General features: G+C 59.2%; 15 protein-coding genes, 2 tRNA genes, 2 rRNA genes and 1 other RNA gene. 17 read left to right on the top strand and 3 right to left on the bottom strand.

Translation table 11 applies throughout. From position 1 onward, the window contains the following. Nucleotides 1-16: 16 nt before the first annotated feature. The 3 genes from pheS (at nucleotide 17) to O6929_05365 (ending at nucleotide 2460) form a co-directional block, all read left to right on the top strand. Nucleotides 17-1057, top strand: a complete 1041-nt coding sequence (pheS, locus tag O6929_05355) for a phenylalanine--tRNA ligase subunit alpha (protein MCZ6479816.1) — start codon at nucleotides 17-19, stop codon at nucleotides 1055-1057. A 106-nt stretch (nucleotides 1058-1163) separates the two neighbouring features. Beyond that, nucleotides 1164-1892, top strand: a complete 729-nt coding sequence (locus O6929_05360; GenBank protein MCZ6479817.1) for an SDR family NAD(P)-dependent oxidoreductase — start codon at nucleotides 1164-1166, stop codon at nucleotides 1890-1892. A gap of 97 nt (nucleotides 1893-1989) precedes the next feature. Beyond that, a complete protein-coding gene (locus tag O6929_05365) occupies nucleotides 1990-2460 on the top strand; it encodes a YbaK/EbsC family protein (GenBank protein ID MCZ6479818.1) in 471 nt (156 codons plus the stop codon). 6 nt (nucleotides 2461-2466) lie between these two features. On the opposite strand, the gene O6929_05370 is transcribed toward O6929_05365, so the two are convergent. Next, nucleotides 2467-3597: a M48 family metallopeptidase gene (locus O6929_05370; GenBank protein MCZ6479819.1), complete on the bottom strand. Its 1131-nt coding sequence runs from the start codon at nucleotides 3595-3597 to the stop codon at nucleotides 2467-2469. Nucleotides 3598-3705: 108 nt separating this feature from the next. Further along, nucleotides 3706-4983, bottom strand: a complete 1278-nt coding sequence (locus O6929_05375; protein ID MCZ6479820.1) for a YjgN family protein — start codon at nucleotides 4981-4983, stop codon at nucleotides 3706-3708. A 456-nt stretch (nucleotides 4984-5439) separates the two neighbouring features. Between O6929_05375 and pheT the strand changes: the two genes are divergently transcribed. The 9 genes from pheT (at nucleotide 5440) to O6929_05420 (ending at nucleotide 13069) form a co-directional block, all read left to right on the top strand. Beyond that, the gene (gene pheT, locus O6929_05380; protein ID MCZ6479821.1) at nucleotides 5440-7845 is read left to right on the top strand and encodes a phenylalanine--tRNA ligase subunit beta; all 2406 of its coding nucleotides are present in this window, start codon (nucleotides 5440-5442) and stop codon (nucleotides 7843-7845) included. Beyond that, complete coding sequence (locus O6929_05385) at nucleotides 7842-8105, top strand: hypothetical protein (GenBank protein MCZ6479822.1); 264 nt, start codon at nucleotides 7842-7844, stop codon at nucleotides 8103-8105. The genes pheT and O6929_05385 overlap by 4 nt, the downstream gene beginning before the upstream one ends. After that, a complete protein-coding gene (locus tag O6929_05390) occupies nucleotides 8102-8425 on the top strand; it encodes a cell division protein ZapA (protein ID MCZ6479823.1) in 324 nt (107 codons plus the stop codon). The genes O6929_05385 and O6929_05390 overlap by 4 nt, the downstream gene beginning before the upstream one ends. Nucleotides 8426-8432: 7 nt before the next feature. After that, nucleotides 8433-8643: non-coding RNA, 6S RNA (ssrS, locus tag O6929_05395), on the top strand. A 385-nt stretch (nucleotides 8644-9028) separates the two neighbouring features. Next, complete coding sequence (gene rny / locus O6929_05400; GenBank protein MCZ6479824.1) at nucleotides 9029-10588, top strand: ribonuclease Y; 1560 nt, start codon at nucleotides 9029-9031, stop codon at nucleotides 10586-10588. 60 nt (nucleotides 10589-10648) lie between these two features. Further along, on the top strand, nucleotides 10649-11443 hold the full coding sequence (locus O6929_05405; protein MCZ6479825.1) for a TIGR00282 family metallophosphoesterase: 795 nt from the start codon (nucleotides 10649-10651) through the stop codon (nucleotides 11441-11443). An 8-nt stretch (nucleotides 11444-11451) separates the two neighbouring features. After that, entirely contained in the window at nucleotides 11452-12312 is an 861-nt protein-coding gene (gene folD / locus O6929_05410; protein ID MCZ6479826.1) for a bifunctional methylenetetrahydrofolate dehydrogenase/methenyltetrahydrofolate cyclohydrolase FolD, read from the top strand. Between the two features lie 14 nt (nucleotides 12313-12326). Continuing rightward, nucleotides 12327-12827, top strand: a complete 501-nt coding sequence (locus tag O6929_05415) for a carbonic anhydrase (protein ID MCZ6479827.1) — start codon at nucleotides 12327-12329, stop codon at nucleotides 12825-12827. Beyond that, on the top strand, nucleotides 12824-13069 hold the full coding sequence (locus O6929_05420; GenBank protein ID MCZ6479828.1) for a DUF2007 domain-containing protein: 246 nt from the start codon (nucleotides 12824-12826) through the stop codon (nucleotides 13067-13069). Before O6929_05415 ends, O6929_05420 begins: the two co-directional genes overlap by 4 nt. A 30-nt stretch (nucleotides 13070-13099) precedes the next feature. Here the strand turns inward: O6929_05420 and O6929_05425 are convergent, their stop codons facing one another. Then, nucleotides 13100-15460 carry a PBP1A family penicillin-binding protein gene (locus O6929_05425; GenBank protein MCZ6479829.1) on the bottom strand — a complete coding sequence of 787 codons (2361 nt, stop codon included), beginning with the start codon at nucleotides 15458-15460 and terminating at the stop codon, nucleotides 13100-13102. 86 nt (nucleotides 15461-15546) lie between these two features. On the opposite strand from O6929_05425, the gene tyrS reads away from it, so the two are divergent. The 5 genes from tyrS to O6929_05450 all read left to right on the top strand — a co-directional run. Beyond that, nucleotides 15547-16767, top strand: a complete 1221-nt coding sequence (tyrS, locus tag O6929_05430; GenBank protein MCZ6479830.1) for a tyrosine--tRNA ligase — start codon at nucleotides 15547-15549, stop codon at nucleotides 16765-16767. 264 nt (nucleotides 16768-17031) lie between these two features. Continuing rightward, a 16S ribosomal RNA gene (locus O6929_05435) occupies nucleotides 17032-18594 on the top strand. Nucleotides 18595-18780: 186 nt separating this feature from the next. Then, nucleotides 18781-18857: transfer RNA gene (locus O6929_05440), tRNA-Ile, on the top strand. Between the two features lie 74 nt (nucleotides 18858-18931). Continuing rightward, a tRNA-Ala gene (locus O6929_05445) sits at nucleotides 18932-19007 on the top strand. A 168-nt stretch (nucleotides 19008-19175) separates the two neighbouring features. Further along, nucleotides 19176-20470: ribosomal RNA gene (locus O6929_05450) — 23S ribosomal RNA — on the top strand; the annotation flags it as partial.

The following is a 20470-nucleotide window of genomic DNA, read 5'->3' on the forward strand; positions in this document are numbered from 1 at the left end:
CTTCCCTGGGGAGGCAATGGAGGAGACCGCACGCGTCGAGAAACAGCTTCAGGCACTCGAGGCCTGGGTCCTGCTGGCGATCGAGGGGGCCGAGGAACCCGAGGCGGTAGAGCAGATCCGGATCCGGGTCCTCGGACGAAAGGGAGACCTGACCGAGATCCTGCGAGGGCTTGGTGCTTTTCCGCCCGAGATTCGGCGCGAAGTCGGTCAGCAGGCGAACGCGCTGAAAGTCCGAATCGAAGCGGCACTTGGGAAACGGCAGCAGGTGCTTCGGTCGGCCCTCCTTGAAGGGCTGGCGTTCCGCGAGGCGATCGATATCACCTTACCCGGGCGGCCGATTGCACGAGGAAGTCTCCATCCCCTGACCGCGACCCTCTACGAAATTATTGAGGTGTTCCAGCATCTCGGTTTCTCTGTTGCAGAGGGACCCGAGGTGGAGCTCGATTATTATAACTTCGAAGCCCTCAATATCCCCAAAGACCATCCGGCGAGGGACATGCAGGATACCTTCTATGTGACTGATGACGTCCTCCTCCGGACTCACACCTCCCCGGTCCAGATCCGCGTGATGGAAACGCAGCCGCCGCCGGTCAAAATCGTGGCACCCGGACGGGTCTACCGGCGGGACACCGATCCGACCCATTCCCCGATGTTCCATCAGGTGGAGGGGCTCCTGGTCGATCATGGGGTCAGCTTTGCCGACCTCAAGGGAACCCTCCAGGCCTTTGTCGATCAATTTTTCGGGACCGGGACTCGCGTCCGTTTCCGGCCAAGCTTTTTCCCTTTCACCGAGCCCAGCGCCGAGGTGGATATTGCGTGCGTGATGTGCAAGGGTGCCGGGTGTCGCGTCTGCAAAGGGTCCGGCTTTCTGGAAATCCTCGGCGCCGGCATGGTGGACCCAGAGGTGTTCCGGATGGTGGGCTATGATCCCGAGATCACGGGATTCGCCTTTGGCTTGGGGGTAGAGCGAATCGCCATGCTGCGGTACGGGATCGACGATATCCGTCTCTTCTTTGAAAACGACCTCCGGTTCCTCCAGCAGTTTCCCGCCCTGTAGTGCTGAACAATGGCCAACGGCAGACGATTGGCTTAGGACGGTCATCGGTGATCGGTCATCGGTCATCGAGCTATGAACCCTGAACCATCAACCATGAACCAACCTGATGATGCGCGCTCGCGCTGACTCAAGGCGACGGAGGCGAGAACCGATCGCGCTAATTACCGGGGCCGGGCGCGGGATCGGGCGCGCGACGGCCGAGGCTTTTGCGGCTTTAGGCTACACCGTGGTCCTGGCAGAGGTTGCTTCAACCCTGGGGCGGCGTACGGAGCGGGCGCTTTTAAGGACAGGGGGCAGGGCCCTTTTCCTCCGCACCGATGTGGCCGACCCCGTGTCAGTCGGTCGGACGGTGCGAAGCGTGCTCCGCCGGTTCGGACGGATCGACTGCCTCGTGAACAATGCAGGAGTGCTCAAGGTCGGCTCACTCACCGACGTGCCCCTCCGTGATGTAGACCGCATGCTCGCGGTGAACCTTCGCGGGCCGCTCCTGCTCACCAGGGCCGTGCTTCCTGCCATGCGCCGGCAGCGATCGGGATCAATCATCAACGTGGCCTCGCAGCTGGGAAAGGTCGGCGAGGCCGAGTATGTCGCCTACTGCGCGAGCAAGTTCGGCCTCGTCGGCTTTACCGAGGCGCTAGCTGAGGAGTTAGCCGGCAGCGGCATTCGGGTCTGGGCCGTGTGTCCCGGCTTGGTGGACACGCCGATGGCACGGGAAGGGGTCGGTGTTTCCTCCCGGGAGGAGCTTCTCAGGCCCGCGGCCGTGGCTCGCGTGATCGTGAATCTCGCTATTGGACGGAGTCGCAAGCCGAGCGGGGCGGCGGTAGACGTCCTCTAGCTCGTTCAGAATTCATGGTCACGGTTCAGAGAATGAGCCGGAGCTGAAGCATCAATAGCGCATGTGAGGTCAACCCATGAACCATGAACCCTCAACCATGAGCCAAGGCGAGGGCGCGGAGCGCGTCGCCCTGTGGATGGCCGAGCGAGGGATCGCTGGAGAGCTCATCCGTCCGGGTGAGCCCACTCCGACGGTCGAGACCGCTGCCACCGCACTGGGGGTGACGCCCGAACAAGTGGTAAAATCGCTCCTCTTTCTCGTCGACGGGGATCCCTATCTGGTGGTTGTCCGAGGGACCACTCGTGTGAAAACAAAAAAGCTCCTCAATGGGGTTGGCGGGAAGAAGGCCCGCATTGCGACCCGTGAGGAGGTGGAGGACATGACCGGGTTTCCTGTGGGTGGGACACCTCCGTTCGGCCATCGACGACCGCTGCCGGTCCTCATTGATCAAACCGTGCTGGCGCTCGAAGAGATCTATGCGGGCGGGGGGAGCAACGAAGTTATGTTGCGCCTCCGAGTGAATGACCTCGTACAAGCCACGCAGGGCCGGATTGTTGACGTTACCTGAATTGGGTCAAGGGCGTTGCGGGCGGCCTTTCAGGTCGGTGACCTGGCACATCTGATGTATGTCCTTCCATTCATAGTCCGGCAGAAGTTTGACGGGCTTCCCTTCCTGCTGTGCCACCAGTGACTTCAGCCGCTTGATTCGGTCCGTGGGGCTCGGATGGGTGGACACATACTTGAGGAATTCCGGTGTGCCCTTTCCCTCACCTCTGAGCGACTCGAAGAAGGTGATCATCCCGTTGGCATCGATCCCGGCGGCAATGAGCATTCGTACACCTTCCGCATCCGCCTCCTCCTCGTGACCACGGCTATATCGCAGTACGCCAAGGGTGCGCGCCGCTTCCAGTCCGAACGCCGACGGATCGCTTGCGCCTCCAGTCAGGGCAGCCAGCAGGAGCCCGGTCGAGGCGTGCTGAATCAGCATGCGTGTGGCATGGCGCTTCACAACGTGCTGGACCTCGTGGGCAAGAACGGCCGCCAGCTCTTCGGCAGCTTGGGTTTGCTCGAGTAACCCTTGGAACACCACGATGTATCCTCCGGGAGCCGCGAAGGCGTTCACGGCGGGGTTGTTGACCACCATCACGCGAAACGTGTAGGGGGAATTTGGAAGCGTGCGGGTGAGGACGGTCATGATCTCTTCGATGGTCCGTGTGCGGATCGGGTCGGTACATCGCCTTGGGGGCGGGGCGAGCTGTTCGACCACGGCCTCACCGAGGTGTTCTTCCCACGTGACAGGGACGCGGGACGCCACGAGGCCCGCCATGGCGGGGATACCCCAAAAATAAAGGCCGATCGTAATTCCAATGACGGCGATGGCCGCGATGAGGGTGAGCTTGGCCCGGACCCGGCGGCGGGCGGGATCGTGGAACCGGGGTGCCAGCTCCGGTGTGATTCGATGGAGTGCAGTAAGGAATGCCGACTCCGAAATCTGGAGTGCCTCCGGAATCTCGTCACCCTTCTCGAGGCGCACCTCTTCCCCGGCGTAGAAACCCTGAGTTTGGCGGACCTCTCCATAGGGCCACCAGAGCCTCGTGCCACTCTCGGTGGTGATATCAAGGCCGGTCCGCATCAGGCGGATCGTTACACGCTGGCGCACAGCGGTCCGGCCGTCTAGGTAGTAGCCTTCCCAGTCGGTCTTCATCCTCTCGTTTCCCCGTGTGGTTTTCTCAGGAATGCATCCGAATCGGAGGCTGGGGCACAGCGAATGGTTGCTCGCCACGCAGGCGTCAGCATGGAGACGCCTGGGGCTCTAGCCGAAGTCGAAGCCCGAGTCCATGTCGAGGAAGCTCGAGAGCCCTTCCCCGGTGGCGGTGGCGACCTGGGCTTCTTGCTCGATGGCTGTCAGATCCAGTGGGCCTTCAAGGCTCAGATATCGGCAGGCAAACCGCGCGTTTCGCACTGCCACCCATGGCAGGCCGAGGCCCAAGGTGAAAGCCATCAGCAGGAAATTCCCCATTGTCAGCATGAGCAGGGCACCACCTGTGACCGTTGAGCAGAAACGGGCACGGCCAATGGTCGTGTTGGCCCAGAAATAGCGTTGCATCTTGGCCTGGAACCAGAACCAGTAAAAGCCCAGGGTTGGGAGAATGAGGAGAAGGGTCAGCAGATAGCTTCTGAAGAGGTCGCGCCCGCGTCCATCGAATTCAAATTTCTGATTGCCGAAGTAGGAGTGGGACACCATGAAGCCGTGTTTCTTGGTTTCGAAGAACGGGTAGTACAGCCCAAACGTGATCACGCTGAGCAGCGAGCCGCTGATAAAGATCTTGATGAACTCCTTCATCGAGCCCCGGAATGAGAAGAAGATCCCTCGCCACGACGTTCGGCTGTACCGGTAGCGACGTGCGCCCACCATGGCGACAGGAACCACAACCAGAACCATGGAATAGAATACGAGGGTTGCCGCGCCTTTCCCTGCCTCCCCCAACTCCAGAAACTCCGGTAAGATGATCAACCCGACGAACGGGACGCCGAAGACGACCACCGCCTTAAGGAAACCGATCAGTAACTCCTTTCCCGTCCCGTGGTACGCGAACCGATCGCCCGCAAAATCCGTTTGACTCCACAAATAGTTCCGAACCTTGGTCTTGCCCCAAAAATAATAGGTCCCGAGAGTGATGACGGTCAGGAACATATTGACGATATGAATGCCGAAGAGTGATCCTCCTGTGCCATGGAAGAAGAGTCCGTGGACGTGACCGTCGCTTCCTGCCGGGTACAGGGTTGCCTCCTGCGCCATCGATGGTGGAGGTGCCTGGGGTATATATGGGGGGGCCTCCTGTGCCATGGATGGGGTGGGGTCCGCGGCCAGCGGGGTTATATGGGGAGGGGCTTCGCCGGTCACAGATGGAGGGGGTGGTTCCTCCCTCAGGTACATCGGGCCGGTTCGGGACGGTGCGGCAGAGGTCGCCGTGGAAGCCGGTGCGGCGGCGTAGTGCGGCACGGTGCTGTTGAGGGGAGTGCCGCAGGATTTGCAGGTCGGCCGGGGCATCTGCATCAACCCGCACTTACGGCATTTGGCTCCACTCATCTGTGACACCTCCGTCTGAATGAGCATCCCCAGGGCGACTTTGTCTGCCGTGCCCTGATCATCCCCCTCCCGGTTTGCAAGAGTCGGTCCAGAGCCTTGGCTAGAGTTGGGCGTACCTTGACTCGTCAGATAAGGGTGGCTGGCTTATCAAAGCCAGTATTTTCAAGCAGTTAGAGCTGGGAAAACGCTGGGGATGGACCGGCGGTGTCTTGCTCAGACAAGGCAAGGTATTGTATCGATGCTTTGCGGACTGGGCACATTTTTCCCCTCGAGGTCCATGGCGTTCGCGTGCCGGATTCCAGTCGACCCACCCCTTCACTTTTTGACCCAGGTACTTCGTGAGCGTTTTGAACATAAGAGAAGTTTGTCAAAAGTGCAAGCATGAATGAGGTACTATCAACTTGACACGGTGGCTTGCCACATGCCATTTTCTGCACCGTACGGAGGTCTGACGCGGTGAAAGTAAGCTTCAATTGGCTGCAGGATCTTGTAAAGATCGACTTGGGCCCGCGCGAGCTGGCCGAGCGCCTCACCATGGCTGGCCTTGAGGTCGAAGGGGTTGAAGAGATTCAACCCCCCTTTGAATCTGAAAAGGTGGTGGTCGGCCGCATCGCGGACATCCGTCCTCACCCGCAGAAGGATGGACTCAGCCTGTGTCAGATCGATCTGGGAGGACCGATCGTCCCCATCGTGTGCGGTGCCCAAAACATCTCTGTCGGTAATCTGGTCCCGGTCGCCCTTCCGGGGGCCCGGCTTGCCGACGGCCGGCATGTCCAAGAAGCGACCATTCATGGCGAGCGATCGGTTGGAATGCTCAGCTCGGAAATGGAGTTAGGCCTCGGGGAGGATAGGACCGGTGTTCTCATTCTGGACGACGGGACAACTCCTGGGGTCAATCTCACGCAGGCCTTGAAACTGCGAGACCACATCCTCGAGGTAGGCGTCACTCCCAATCGAGGAGACTGTCTGTCTCACTGGGGGATCGCGAGGGAAGTGGCTGCCGTGACCGGGGCGACTCTTCGTCTCAAAGCGGCGAGGCCGCGAGAAGGCGGAGCACCGATCCAAGAGCTCACCTCGGTCGCCGTGGATGATAGCGATCTTTGCCCCCGATATGCCGCCCGCGTGATCCAGGGAGTCACTATCGGTCCCTCTCCGTTCTGGATAAGGCGACGGATCGCACTTTCGGGACTCAGGCCGATCAACAACGTGGTCGATGCCACGAACTATGTCCTGTTGGAGATGGGCCAGCCCCTTCATGCCTTCGATTATGCGAGGCTTGAAGAGGGAAGGATCGTCGTACGAAAGGCGAAGGCAGGCGAGCGGATCGTGACGCTGGACGGCGTGGAGCGCCGCCTCGACACGGAGATGCTGGTCATTGCCGATGCGGTAAGACCGGTCGCCATTGCAGGGGTGATGGGAGGTGCTGCCACAGAGGTGACAGAAAACACCCGGGACCTCCTGCTGGAGAGTGCCCTCTTTCAGCCATTGAGCGTCCGTCGGACCGCAAAGACATTGGGGCTTGCCACCGACTCCTCCTATCGCTTTGAGCGGGGAGTAGATCCGGAGGGGATCGTCCGTGCGCTCGACCGGGTGGCCGGGCTCATTGCGGAGGTCGCTGGAGGCCGCGTGGCCCGGGGTCGTTTCGACCTGCGATTCGAGCGGCCGAGACCTGCACCTGTCGTGCTCCGAGCCGAGCGAATGCGTCAGATTTTGGGTATCTCCATCTCTCAGGCGGAGGTCACGAAGATACTTCGGCGAGTCCAATGTGGGGTGACGCGACGCAAGGCAAAGGGGCTCTCCGTCTCGCCTCCGAGTCACCGGCTGGATCTGAGCCGTGAAATTGACCTGGTCGAGGAGGTGGCGCGCCTGAGAGGTTTCGATCAGATCCCTTCGACGCTGCCTCTGGGCCAGGTCCGATCGGCGGCGGCGAGCGCGTTTCTGGGGATTGAGGCGCGGATGCGGCGGATTCTATCTGCTTGGGGTTTCCAGGAAGCGGTCAATTTTAGCTTTACACACGAAGAGGTTTTTGATAAGTTGCGTTTGCCTGATACGGACCTCCGGCGCCTTGTCGTGCGCATTCGAAATCCCTTGGGAGGGGAGGCAGTCTTGCGGAGTTTTCTCCTTCCCTCTCTCCTTGAGAACCTGGTTTTGAACGAAAGCAGGGGGATTCGGGAGGTCAGGCTCTTTGAAATCGCTCGGATCTTTCGTGACCAGCCTGGAGCAGTGCAACCCGTCGAAGGTCGGGTAGCAGGGATTGTTGCAGCTGGTGAGCGGCTCCCCGTGTGGTGGGGTACCGAGTGGGGTGGAGTTGATTTCTACGATCTAAAGGGGATCCTCGAGGCCATCGGGCGGCTCTTCGGGCTTTCCGTTGATCTCAAGGCAGAAAAGAGAATCCCCTTCTTGCACCCCGGCCGGCAGGCAGAGATTCAGCTGGACCGACAGGTGTTGGGCTGGATCGGCGAGCTGCATCCAGAGGTGCTCCGAAGCTTCGGTCTCGGCACGGGTGTCGTCGGAATGGAGATCAATCTGGATCTCATAGATCGGCACCGGGGGCCGGCCCCAACCTTCCATCTCCTGCCGAAGTATCCCGCGGTCTTGCGGGACTTGGCGGTGCTTGTGCCGGAAAGTATGCCGGCCGGAGAGGTGGAGGCCATCATTCGCCGGACTGGGAAGGTCCTCGTCGAGGCGGTGCGCCTCTTTGATGTGTATCAGGGGGATCCGGTCCCTGAAGGAAAAAAGAGCTTGGCATTTTCGATCCAGTACCGGTCGCCGGATCGGACCCTGACCGATGAGGAAGTGGCGACGATTCACGGAGAGATCCTGCAGGCGTTAGAGAAGGAAATGGGAGCCATCTTGCGATGATCCTGGAAAAACTTCAAGACCTGGAAAAGAAACTTCGGGAAGTGGTCTCTTTGCTCCGTCAGTGCGAATCGGAGAAGGAAACCTTGGGCAAGCAAGTGAGCAGTATGGAAGAGGAACTCAGACGGGCGCACGACGAGAAGACCACGTTGAAAAAGGCTGTGGAGCGGCTCGAAGCCGAACGGCAGGAGGTTCTGACTCGGGTGGATGAGCTGCTCGGAGAGGTCTCGCGGGTGGAGGCCGCGCTGCAAGAACGGCGATGACCGATAAGGGCGATCTTACACAGGTAGAGATTTTTGGCGAGCGGTACACCTTGCGGGGGCTCGGCGGGGAAGACGCGGCGTATACCAAACGGGTCGCCCATTTTGTCGATCAACAGATCCACGAAGTGGCAGGCGGGACAGTCACCCTTTCGGTCCAGGTAGCGGTCCTTGCCTCCCTAAATATTGCGGACGCCTTGTTGAAGTTGGAGGAGTGGGTGAAAAAGGAGAAGACCGCGGCGGCGGCGAAGATCCAAGCACTGGAAACGGAACTGGATAGCGTGATCGAGCGGAAGCCCTCAACAGGAAGGGCTGAGCAGTGACATACGAAACCCCCTGCCGTGTCCGTGATGGGGTTGGTTTCCTTGAACCAACAGAGAATGAACGGGAGCCCTTATACTTGCGTGGTGTGCACGCCCCGAGCCTGGCAAAGGGGTATACCCTGAGCCCGTCGAAGGGAAGCCTAAAGCGCATGCAGGGCCCCCACCTGCAAGGGCAGGTTCACGAGGAAACCATCACACGGCACCGAGGTGGGGGGTTTTTATTATTCCCTTTGCCCGCAGCCGTCTCCGGTTCCGTTCCCTTTCTCCTCTCTACCCACCTATCGGGCTAGGGCCCGACCTCTCACTTCAAAAGTTGCTGTGCGGACAGAGATGAACGCGCGGAGGCAAGGGCTTGCCTCTCTCGGTCGACAGGAGTGAAGTCGTCGGATTCCACGGCAGCCCTTGAACTCTGAAGCCTTTGACCGTGGACCATGGCCTCTTTTGCGACGCCAAGGGGAGACGTTCCCCTTGGTTGAGCGTGGGATCGAACCTCTTCCCACAGAGGCCAGATCGATCTGGTGCTGACCGATATCCGGATGATACGAGTGGAAAACCAAGAGGGTCCGAGGGCCGGACCCCCGAGGAGGTGAAAGAACCGTGGAGATACCGGAAGCAATCTGGCTGGTTCTGATCGGTGTCGCCATCCTCTCCTTCGCCGTGGGCTTTGTTGCCCGGAACATCCTGGCACGCCACCGGATCGCGCAGGCCGAGGAGCGAGCGCGAGCGAGCGTGACGGATGCGGTGAGAGAGGCGGAGCGGAGGCGGAAAGAGGCAGAATTCGAGGCGAAGGATATGATCTTTCGGGCCAAGGCGGACCTAGACGAGGAGGCCCGGCAACGCCGTAACGAACTGCAGGTATTGGAACGCCGTATCCTTCAACGGGAGGAGTCACAGGAGCGGAAAATCGAGCTCTTGGATCGTCGGGAGCAGCAGATCAATTCAAAGGAGTCGGAACTGGGTCTTCGTGATCAATTGCTGCGGGAAAGTGAAAACAAGTACCAGGCGCTGTTGGCGGAAGAGCGACAGAACCTCGAACGCATTTCGGGGATGACCGCAGAAGAGGCCAAGCGGGTTCTAATACGGCATATGGAGAGCGAGGCCCGACTGGAAGCGATGGTCTCCGTCAGGCGCATCGAGGATGATGCGAAGGAGACGGCAGACCGAAAGGCGAAAGAGATCTTGGCCATCGCCATCGATCGGTGTGCTTCCGACTTTGTCGCTGAGGCTACCGTCTCGGTGGTGGATCTGCCGAGCGATGACATGAAGGGGAGGATCATCGGCCGGGAGGGACGAAACATTCGGGCATTCGAGAAGGTCACCGGAATTGATGTGATCGTCGACGATACGCCGGAGGCGGTCATCCTTTCAGGTTTCGATTCGGTCCGTCGAGAAGTAGCCCGAGTCGCCATGGAGCGACTCATTATCGATGGCCGTATCCACCCGGCCCGGATTGAAGAAGTGGTGGAAAAGGTGAAAAAGGAAGTCGACGAGAAAATTCGGGAAGCGGGCGAGCAAGCTACCTTGGAGCTGGGGGTGACGGGGCTTCATCCGGATCTGGTCCGACTGGTCGGACGCCTCCAGTTCCGGACGAGCTACTCCCAAAACCAGCTGCAACACACGAAGGAGGTGGCTCAGCTGTCAGCCATGATCGCCACCGAGATGGGAGTGGATCCTACGCTGGTCAAGCGGGCCGCGCTGCTCCATGACGTCGGCAAGTCGGTGGATGGCTACCATGAAGGGACGCATACCGAGATCGCCGCGGGGCTCGCAAGAAAGCACGGCGAACATGCCCATGTCGTCAATGCCATCGCCGCCCATCATGAGGATGAAGAGCCAAACTGCCTCGAAGCCATCATCCTTCAGGCGGCGGATTCCCTTTCCGCTGCCCGACCTGGGGCCCGCCGGGAGATCCTGGAGTCCTACGTGAAGCGGCTGGAAAAGCTGGAGAAGATTGCTGATTCCTTTCAGGGAGTCTCCAAATCTTACGCGATCCAGGCTGGACGAGAGATTCGCATCATCGTGGAAAGCGGCCAGGTCTCCGATACCGATGCCCAGCAGATGGCCCGGGACATCGCCAAGCGGATCGAGGAGGAGTTGGACTACCCTGGCCACATCAAGGTCACGGTAATGCGAGAAACCCGGGCCGTCGAGTACGCCAAGTAGCGTGGGGTGACGACTACCGCGGGAAGAGAAAGCCTTCCGCACTCCGCGCTCGGAGCCTCCATGCGCATCCTGTTCATTGGCGACATCGTCGGAAAGCCGGGGCGGCAGGTCGTGACCGCCCTCCTGCCGGGCCTTCAGAGGAAGTACGGGACTTTCCTAACCATTGCGAATGCCGAAAATGCGGCAGGCGGCTTCGGCATCACCCCTTCGGTGGCGGAGGAGCTCTTTCGGATCGGTGTCGATCTTTTGACCTCGGGTAACCATATTTGGGATAAGAAAGAGGCCGAGCACTACATCGCCACCGAACGGCGACTCCTGCGTCCCGCCAACTATCCGGGGGACGCCCCGGGTTCTGGAGTGACACTCTGGGAGCGAGAAGGGACCCGAGTCGGCGTAATCAATGTGCAGGGCCGGGTCTTCATGCCGACCATTGATTGCCCCTTTAAGGTTGCAGAGCACGAGATTGACCTTCTCAAGCAGGCCACTGACCTGATCCTCATCGATTTTCACGCCGAGGCCACGTCTGAGAAACAGGCCTTTGCCCGCTTCGTCGACGGTCGGGTCTCAGCCGTGATTGGAACCCACACTCACGTCCAGACCGCGGACGAGCAGATCCTCCCCGGTGGAACCGCCTTTATCTCCGATGTGGGGATGACCGGGCCTAGCGATTCTGTTATCGGGATGGAGTATTCTGACGTCATCGGTCGCTTCCTGACCCAGATCCCCGCGAAGTTCCGGGTGGCAAAGGGGACCCCAGTCCTCTCGGCTGTTGTCCTAGATCTGGAAGAGGAGAGCGGCAGAGCGAAAGCCATCACCCGTCTCCAGCTTCGTGAAGAAGGTGGCGGCTTGGTGTAGGGGGACGGATGGCCGCCCAGGTGGTGGATGGAAAAGCAATCGCTGGAGCGATCCGCCGTGAGGTACAGGCGGAGACGCAAGCCCTTGCCGCGAAAAGGGGGCGGCGACCAGGCTTGGCCGTAATCCTGGTGGGAGAGGATCCGGCCTCGGTAACCTATGTGCGGAACAAGGGGAAGGCGTGCGAAGAGGTCGGGATCAGATCGGTGCAGATCAGACGTCCCGCCACCGTCTCTCGCGAAGAACTTCTCGACATCCTTTATGGCTTGAATAAGGATGAAACGATCGATGGGATCCTGGTTCAGCTCCCCCTCCCCGCCCACATCGGGGAGCGGTCAGTCTTGGAGGCCGTGGACCCCGCCAAGGATGTGGATGGCTTCCACCCCTCCAACCTGGGTGGTCTCCTCACCGGGAATCCCCTCTTCGTCGCGTCCACGCCGCTCGGCATCATAGAGGTCCTGGACCGGTTCCGAGTCGCCATCGAAGGGAAGCACGCGGTTATCGTTGGCTGGAGTACAATCGTAGGCAAGCCGACCGCCTTCCTCCTTCTTGAGCGCCGGGCGACCGTTACCGTCTGCCAAGAATGGACCCGGAACCTTGACCACCATACGCGGCAGGCTGATATCCTGGTCGTGGCCGCGGGGAAGGCTGGCCTCGTGAAGGGAGACATGGTCAAGGAAGGAGCCGTGGTGATTGATGTGGGAATCAACCGGGTCGAGGGGAGGCTCGTGGGAGATGTGGACTTTGCCTCGGTCTCTCCCAAGGCGTCTGTCATCACCCCGGTCCCCGGCGGCGTCGGACCCCTCACCGTCGCCATGCTTCTCAAGAGCACCCTGATGGCCTATAAGGCGAGGAATGCCCCAAAGAAGTGAACCGTGGAGAGGGAATGGGCCTCTTAGAAGACTGCATGCGGGCCAATCAAGAGGTTGCAGGGACCTTCGGGGAGCGGCCTCAGCTGGACAAGCATCCGGCGAAGCACTTAGTCGTCGTGACCTGCATGGATTGTCGCATCTACGTCAAGGAAATCCTCGGGCTGAAGGCGGGGGATGCGCACATACTCCGGAACGCGGGAGGGATTGTCACTGACGACGTGATCCGGTCGCTGATCCTTTCGTGCCGCTTCCTTGGTACACGGGAGATTTTCGTGATCAACCACACGGGGTGTGGTCTCTTAGGTCTGTACGATGACCAGCTCCGCAAGGAGCTCGCCATGGAGACCGGAAAAGACACGGTTGGTCTGGAGTTTTTTGGCTTTCGGGACCTCGAGAGCAACGTCAAACGTCAGGTCCAGAAGATCAGGGAATCACCCTTCATCCCGCAAGATATTGCCGTCCACGGTCTCATTTACGATGTCAAGACCGGTAATCTCCAGAAGGTGATAGAGTGACCGAAGACCTCGCCCTGTTGGCCGATGCGGAAGGCTTCATCGAGGCTGACTTTATCGTCTCTCTGCTCGAGGCCTACGGGATTCTGTATCTGGTCAAGCGTGAGAACCCGTGCGCCGTCAATGCACGGTATACCATTGGACCGCTCGCGAAACATCAAATCTTTGTAAGGGCGGGCGATCTGGAACAGGCAAGGGAAATCCTGGAGGCGGAGCCCGATCATCGAGACATCCCCCCCGGATGATTTTTCTCTTGTCGTTCCGGCAGTGAAGGATTATTGGGACCGGTGGATCGTCGTAGGCTGGGGCGTTGTGCGGGATGGCATTTCTCGTGAGGGCTTCGTGGGCCGGGCAATTTTGGTGGGGCGCGAGGGCTTGTCGCGCCGAGTTTCGAACTCCAGAGGTTGGTATACGGGGATCGGGATGGGCTGTGGTTCGGTCCCTTGGATGAAGTACTCCTGGATCGCATCGGGATCGTTAAGAGTGGTGGGATCTCCTGTCCGGTAATTTGCGAGTGTAGGGACGACCCCCTCCGGGACCTGAAAATATTCGAGGGGTGCCCCTTGCAGGGTTGCCTGCGCGAAGTCTATCCAAATAGGAACGGCCAGCTGGGAGCTGGTCGCGTACGGCCCCAGGGAGCGCTTAATGTCATAGCCAATCCACACCCCTGCCACCAGACTCGGGGTGTAGCCGATGAACCAGACATCACTCGCCTTGTCGGTCGTCCCTGTTTTGGCGGCGATTGGCCTCTCCAGTGCCTTCACTCGCTTCCCCGTCCCCCGTTCCACAACCCCCTGTAAGACGTGGGTTAGGACAAAAGCAACCTCCGGCCTGAGAACCAACTGAGGTTCCGCGAACCATTCCTCCAATATTACGCCCTTACTATCCAGAACCTTCTTGATAGCATAGGGTTCAGCCCGATGGCCACCGGTAGCGAAGACCCCATAGGCCGAGACCATCTCAAGAAGACTCACTTCAGAGGCGCCCAGCGCTAAGCCGAACTCTGGGCGGAGGTGACTTTTGATCCCGAGACGCCTGGCCGTCTGGATGACTGGTTCTACCCCGATCTGTTCGATCAGCTTGACGGCTACGATGTTGATCGATTTCTCCAAGCCCTGACGTAGGGTCACGGGCCCTCGGAATTTCCGATCGTAATTTTCGGGGGCCCATTCGAATATCTCATCCTCGATGACCATGGGGTAGCTGACCGGGCTATCCTCGAAGATGCTGGCCGGTGTCAGGCCCATGTCGAAGGCGGTTGCATAGACAAAGGGCTTAAAGGCTGAGCCGGGCTGCCGCCGGGCCTGGATCGCCCGATTGAACTTGCTTCGCTGGAAGTCGTACCCCCCCACCATGGCCTTGATCGCTCCATCACGGGGATCAAGAACGAGGAAGGCCCCTTCGATTTCAGGATCGAGTTCGAGGGCCACCTCGATCCGATTCTCTTCCCGCTTCACCACCCGGACGGGAATCTGATCTCCCGGTTGGAGCCTGGTGTGATACGCGGGCAGGCCCGTTCTGGTGAATTCCTCGAAGAGGATCGCTCCTCGATAATCGCCGACTTGCAACTCGAGAAGAACATCTGTCACACCCGTCACGGTGACCTGCAAGGTTTCTCCCACCTTCGGCGGTTCGGTGGGTGCTTCTTCGAAGGAGAGCCAGGTCTGCAGTCGAACACGCTTCCGCTTTCGGAGCTTTTGGAGTCCGTTCCTCAACGCCAGCGCCGCAGCCTCTTGCGTCTTCAACTTGATGGTCGTGTAGACCTGGAGCCCACTGTGGTACACCGCGTAGGTTCCGAATTTGTCCTCGAGATGTTGACGAACGTATTCGACAAAATAGGGAGCGAGATTGTTGCCCTTGGCGAAGGTTGCAGTGGTGAAGGGGAATTTCGTGGCGGCCTCGGCCTGCTCGGCCGTGATGAATCTTTCTTGGACCATGCGCTGCAAGACGTGGTGGCGCCGCCTCCGAGCCCGTTCGGGATGGAGGATGGGGGAGTAGGAGTTCGGTGCCCTGGGGAGGCCGGCCAGCATGGCGGCTTCGGCAAGGTTCAATTCACCGACCAACTTATTGAAATGGGTTTGCGCCGCTGCCTCTATTCCGTAGGCCCCATGCCCGAAATAGATCTGGTTGAAATAGAGTTCCAAGATTCTGTCCTTCGGGAGATCGCGCTCGATCCTCGTGACGAGCAGGGCCTCTTTAAACTTCCGGCCGAGGCTCTTCTTAGGGGTGAAGAAGAGGACCTTGGCCAGTTGTTGCGTAATTGTACTTCCCCCCTCGGCCAGGCAGAGGCAGTTGAGATTGGACCAGAGCGCCCGGGTGATCCCGACGGGATCGAGTCCGTAGTGCTGATAGAATCGACTATCTTCCACCGCAATAATGGCCTCGCGGAGGAAGCGGGGAATCTTGTCCAAAGTGACGAGGATGCGCCTCTGTTCGTAAAAGGAGGCGAAAGGCTTTCCCTGATCGTCGTAAAGGGTGGTGACGAGGCTCGGTTGGTACTCCTCGAGGATGTCAAGGGGTGGGAGGTCTCGGACGTAGGCAGCCACGACCCCTCCGGCAACTCCCGCTCCCATGACGAAGAACAGGAGAACTGCCCACAGGGACCCTTTCAGCATACCTCGGCGTGTCAATGCCATCGTCACCCTTGGAAAGGAGGAGATTCGAAGGTATTATAACAGAGCGCGAGGGCCTGGGGGGAGAGGAAAGCCATGAGGAGCGGGTCATGATAGCCAAGGCGACACCGGGGGAGCAACAGGCCATCCTCACCTCCCGTACCGTGGAAGTGATCAGCCGGGAGGAGCTGCTCCGAAAGCTAGAGAAGCGTGGACGTCCCCTGCGGGTAAAACTGGGGATGGATCCGACGGCTCCAGATCTGCACTTAGGCCACAGCGTGGTCCTTCACAAGCTTCGCCAGTTCCAGGAGCTGGGCCACGAGATTATTTTCTTGATCGGTGACTTTACCGGAATGATCGGGGATCCATCGGGCCGCTCCGACACGCGCAAGCCTTTAACGGCTGAGGAGGTTGCGCGCAATGCCGAAACCTACAAGAGCCAGATCTTCAAGATCCTGGACCCGGTGAAGACGCGGATCGAGTTCAATAGCAAGTGGCTGGGAGCGATGTCAGGTGAGGCGTTGATAAGTCTCGCGTCGAGGTACACGGTCGCTCGCATGCTCGAACGGGATGACTTCCAGAAACGGTATCGCGAGGGGCTTCCCATCAGCATCCATGAATTTCTGTACCCTCTGATCCAAGGGTACGACTCGGTAGTGCTCGAGGCGGACGTGGAGTTGGGTGGAACCGATCAGAAATTTAATCTGCTGGTCGGCCGGGAGCTCCAGAGGGACTTTGGCCAGGAGCCCCAGGTCATTATGACGCTGCCGATCCTGGAAGGATTGGACGGGGTCCAGAAGATGTCCAAAAGCTTAGGGAACTCAATCGGCCTGGAAGACCCCCCCAAGGAGATGTTCGGCCAGGTGATGTCGATCCCGGATAGCCTGCTCCTTCGGTACTACGAGCTGACCACTCGCCTGTCCTCTGACGAGATTGGCGAGATCCGAGAGGGTCTCGAGCAAGGGACTCTCCACCCGCGGGATGCGAAAGCGAACCTGGGCAGGATGTTGGTAAGTCTCTACCACTCGCCAGAGGCGGCGGAGGTGGCCGCGCAGGAGTTTGATCGGGTCTTTCGGGACCGCCAGGACCCGGAGGAGATTGAGACTTTCGAGATTCCCTCTGCAAGCGGGATCTTCCTGCTTCCCCAAGTCCTCACGGCGGCTGGTCTGACCAGTTCGAACTCCGAGGCGCGGCGCCTGATCCAGCAGGGAGCGGTCGAGGTGGATGACGAAAGGGTCCTCGACGTGAACCAAGCGCTCAAGCCTGAGCCTGACCGGAAGTATAAGGTCCGGGTGGGGAAGCGGCGCTTTAAGAAAATAGGGTATAAATGATGGAAAAAAGGGCTTGACAAGGCAGGAAGGGGTTGGTATAAAGTCTATCCGGGCGGGAAATCCCACCAGGGACCCCCCTTGACAAGGGACACCAGGCTTCCCATATTATATTTTGGAGTATTTCATCCAAGCCACGAACACCCCTGGCTTGGTACATTTTTCTTTCCCTTTGCTCTTTGACAACAGAATATCGCGTTACTGACTTACGGGCGGGTGGTCCGCATATCGGACCGATCGAGTTTGCCCGTAAGGGCAAAGCCGTTCTTTCTTGAGAGTTTGATCCTGGCTCAGAGCGAACGCTGGCGGCGTGCCTAACACATGCAAGTCGAGCGAGAAAGTCCCGGCAACGGGATGAGTAAAGCGGCGAACGGGTGAGTAACGCGTGAGTAATCCACCCTCTAGTCTGGGATAACCTTCCGAAAGGTGGGCTAATACCGGATGATGTCTTCTTGGGGCATCCCATGAAGAGCAAAGGGGGCGCCCGCAAGGGGCTCTCGCTGGAGGAGAAACTTGCGTCCGATTAGCTAGTTGGTGAGGTAACGGCTCACCAAGGCGACGATCGGTAGCCGGCCTGAGAGGGTGATCGGCCACACTGGGACTGAGATACGGCCCAGACTCCTACGGGAGGCAGCAGTGGGGAATCTTGCGCAATGGGCGAAAGCCTGACGCAGCGACGCCGCGTGGGGGACGAAGGCCTTCGGGTTGTAAACCCCTGTCAGGCGGAACGAATCCCCCGAGGACGAATACTCCTCGGGGTTGACGGTACCGCCAGAGGAAGCCCCGGCTAACTACGTGCCAGCAGCCGCGGTAATACGTAGGGGGCTAGCGTTGCTCGGATTTACTGGGCGTAAAGAGCGCGTAGGCGGCCAGGTAAGTCTGATGTGAAAGCCCTCGGCTCAACCGAGGATCCGCATTGGAAACTACCTGGCTTGAGGCCAGGAGGGGAGGGTGGAATTCCCGGTGTAGCGGTGAAATGCGTAGAGATCGGGAGGAACACCTGTGGCGAAGGCGGCCCTCTGGAATGGTACTGACGCTGAGGCGCGAAAGCTGGGGGAGCGAACGGGATTAGATACCCCGGTAGTCCCAGCTGTAAACGATGGGCGCTAGGTGTGGGAGGTATTGACCCCTTCCGTGCCGCAGCTAACGCATTAAGCGCCCCGCCTGGGGAGTACGGCCGCAAGGTTGAAACTCAAAGGAATTGACGGGGGCCCGCACAAGCGGTGGAGCATGTGGTTTAATTCGACGCAACGCGAAGAACCTTACCAGGGTTTGACATGCCGGTAGTACTGACCCGAAAGGGAAAGGATCCCGCAAGGGAAGCCGGCACAGGTGGTGCATGGCTGTCGTCAGCTCGTGTCGTGAGATGTTGGGTTAAGTCCCGCAACGAGCGCAACCCTCACCCTCTGTTGCCAGCGGGTCATGCCGGGCACTCTGAGGGAACTGCCCCGGTCAACGGGGAGGAAGGCGGGGACGACGTCAAGTCATCATGCCCCTTACACCCTGGGCTACACACGTGCTACAATGGCCGGTACAGAGGGCTGCAAACCCGCGAGGGGGAGCTAATCCCAAAAAGCCGGTCTAAGTTCGGATTGCAGGCTGCAACTCGCCTGCATGAAGGAGGAATCGCTAGTAATCGCGCATCAGCACGGCGCGGTGAATACGTTCCCGGGCCTTGTACACACCGCCCGTCACACCACGAAAGTCGGCTGTACTCGAAGTCGCTGAGCTAACCCGCAAGGGAGGCAGGCGCCAAAGGTATGGTCGGTGATTGGGGTGAAGTCGTAACAAGGTAGCCGTAGGGGAACCTGCGGCTGGATCACCTCCTTTCTAAGGAGCGATTTTGCGGCGAGCAGGAGAGCGATGCGCAGAGGGCAACCTCAGGGCGCAGGCTCTGTGTTCGGTGCTAAGTCGTAGGTCAATTCACCCGTAAGCCGGTAGCGCGGTATTTTCCGTCCAGGCCGCTTCGGTCCCGGGAGGGAGTGGAGTGGTCTGGGCGCTCCTTTGTGCTTTCACGGGCCTTTAGCTCAGCTGGTTAGAGCGCACGCTTGATAAGCGTGAGGTCCCTGGTTCGAAACCAGGAAGGCCCACCAATCAGATGAGCGGTGAGCGCCGATCACGAAGCGCGGCACGTCGCGCGCTACCCCGCGCTCGATGCTCTTCCCGTGGGGATGTAGCTCAGTTGGGAGAGCACCTGCTTTGCACGCAGGGGGTCGGCGGTTCGAATCCGCTCATCTCCACCAGGCCCGTGAAGCCACAGATCACAGATCATGGAGACCCCTCCCGGTAGTCTGGGAGGGTGCAGTGAAAGGTCGTTCAGCTCTTTGACAACTAAATAGAGAAGACGGTTGTGAAGAACCGGCAGAAACCGGTGATCCCGTACCCCTCTTGGTATTTTTACCGGTGGGACGGGTCAAGCTACTAAGGGTAGGCGGTGGATGCCTTGGCACCAGCAGGCGATGAAGGGCGTGGTAAGCTGCGATAAGCCTCGGGTAGCCGCACACAGGCGTTAATCCGGGGATTCCCGAATGGGGAAACCCGATGCCGTTTGTCCGGCATCATCCCGGCCTGAATCCATAGGGTCGGGAGGCGAACCGGGGGAACTGAAACATCTCAGTACCCCGAGGAAAAGAAATCAACCGAGATTCCCCCAGTAGCGGCGAGCGAAAAGGGAGCAGCCCAAACCGTTCCGATGTGATAGGCCGTATCCGTTGTCGGAGCGGGGTCGTGGGGTCCTACCAGGGTCCGGTACGGCGGATCCAGGGAGTTACCAACCTTCCTCTTAACCGAACAGCCTGGAAAGGCTGGCCGCAGAGGGTGATAGCCCCGTAGGGTAAAGGAGAAAGGCTCCCCGGGTAGGATTCCCAAGTACCACGGGACCCGAGAAATCCTGTGGGAATTTGGGGGGACCACCCTCCAAGGCTAAATACTCGCTGGTGACCGATAGTGAACTAGTACCGCGAGGGAAAGGTGAAAAGAACCCCTGTGAGGGGAGTGAAATAGAACCTGAAACCGCCTACTTACAAGCAGTCGGAGGGCTATGGTTCCGACTTCGGTCGGGACAATGCCTGACGGCGTGCCTTTTGTTTAATGAGCCAGCGAGTTACTCGTATGCAGCAAGGTTAAGGGCCTCAGGCCCGGAGCCGTAGGGAAACCGAGTGTTAATAGCGCGATTCAGTTGTATGCGGTAGACACGAAGCCGAGTGATCTAGCCATGATCAGGCTGAAGCACAGGTAACACTGTGTGGAGGGCCGAACCTGTTAGGGTTGAAAACCTATTGGATGAATTGTGGCTAGGGGTGAAAGGCCAATCAAACTCGGCGATAGCTTGTTCTCTCCGAAATATATTTAGGTATAGCGTCAAGATAGTATGCAGGGGGTAGAGCACTGAATGGACTAGGGGGCACACCAGCTTACCAAACCCAAACAAACTCCGAATACCTGTTATATGTTTCTTGGCAGTCAGCCCATGGGTGATAAGATTCATGGACGAAAGGGGAACAACCCGGACCATCGGCTAAGGTCCCTAAATCAATGCTAAGTGGGAAAGGATGTAGAATTACCCAGACAACCAGGAGGTTAGCTTAGAAGCAGCTATCCTTTAAAGAAAGCGTAATAGCTCACTGGTCAAGTGATTCTGCGCCGAAAATTTGCGGGACTAAGCATAGTACCGAAGCTGTGGGTGTATTATCTTCGGATAATATGC

The sequence above is a fragment of the Candidatus Methylomirabilota bacterium genome (assembly GCA_027293415.1).
Lineage (GTDB): Bacteria > Methylomirabilota > Methylomirabilia > Methylomirabilales > CSP1-5 > CSP1-5.

Bases quoted from the DNA above. Each gene is read 5' to 3' on its own strand.
- O6929_05425 (MCZ6479829.1), bottom strand. From the start codon at position 15,460: ATGGCATTGACACGCCGAGGTATGCTGAAAGGGTCCCTGTGGGCAGTT.
- tyrS (MCZ6479830.1), top strand. From the start codon at position 15,547: ATGATAGCCAAGGCGACACCGGGGGAGCAACAGGCCATCCTCACCTCC.
- O6929_05375 (MCZ6479820.1), bottom strand. From the start codon at position 4,983: ATGAGTGGAGCCAAATGCCGTAAGTGCGGGTTGATGCAGATGCCCCGG.
- O6929_05405 (MCZ6479825.1), top strand. From the start codon at position 10,649: ATGCGCATCCTGTTCATTGGCGACATCGTCGGAAAGCCGGGGCGGCAG.
- O6929_05390 (MCZ6479823.1), top strand. From the start codon at position 8,102: ATGACCGATAAGGGCGATCTTACACAGGTAGAGATTTTTGGCGAGCGG.
- O6929_05415 (MCZ6479827.1), top strand. From the start codon at position 12,327: ATGGGCCTCTTAGAAGACTGCATGCGGGCCAATCAAGAGGTTGCAGGG.
- folD (MCZ6479826.1), top strand. From the start codon at position 11,452: ATGGCCGCCCAGGTGGTGGATGGAAAAGCAATCGCTGGAGCGATCCGC.
- O6929_05365 (MCZ6479818.1), top strand. From the start codon at position 1,990: ATGAGCCAAGGCGAGGGCGCGGAGCGCGTCGCCCTGTGGATGGCCGAG.
- O6929_05360 (MCZ6479817.1), top strand. From the start codon at position 1,164: ATGATGCGCGCTCGCGCTGACTCAAGGCGACGGAGGCGAGAACCGATC.
- pheS (MCZ6479816.1), top strand. From the start codon at position 17: ATGGAGGAGACCGCACGCGTCGAGAAACAGCTTCAGGCACTCGAGGCC.
- O6929_05370 (MCZ6479819.1), bottom strand. From the start codon at position 3,597: ATGAAGACCGACTGGGAAGGCTACTACCTAGACGGCCGGACCGCTGTG.
- O6929_05385 (MCZ6479822.1), top strand. From the start codon at position 7,842: ATGATCCTGGAAAAACTTCAAGACCTGGAAAAGAAACTTCGGGAAGTG.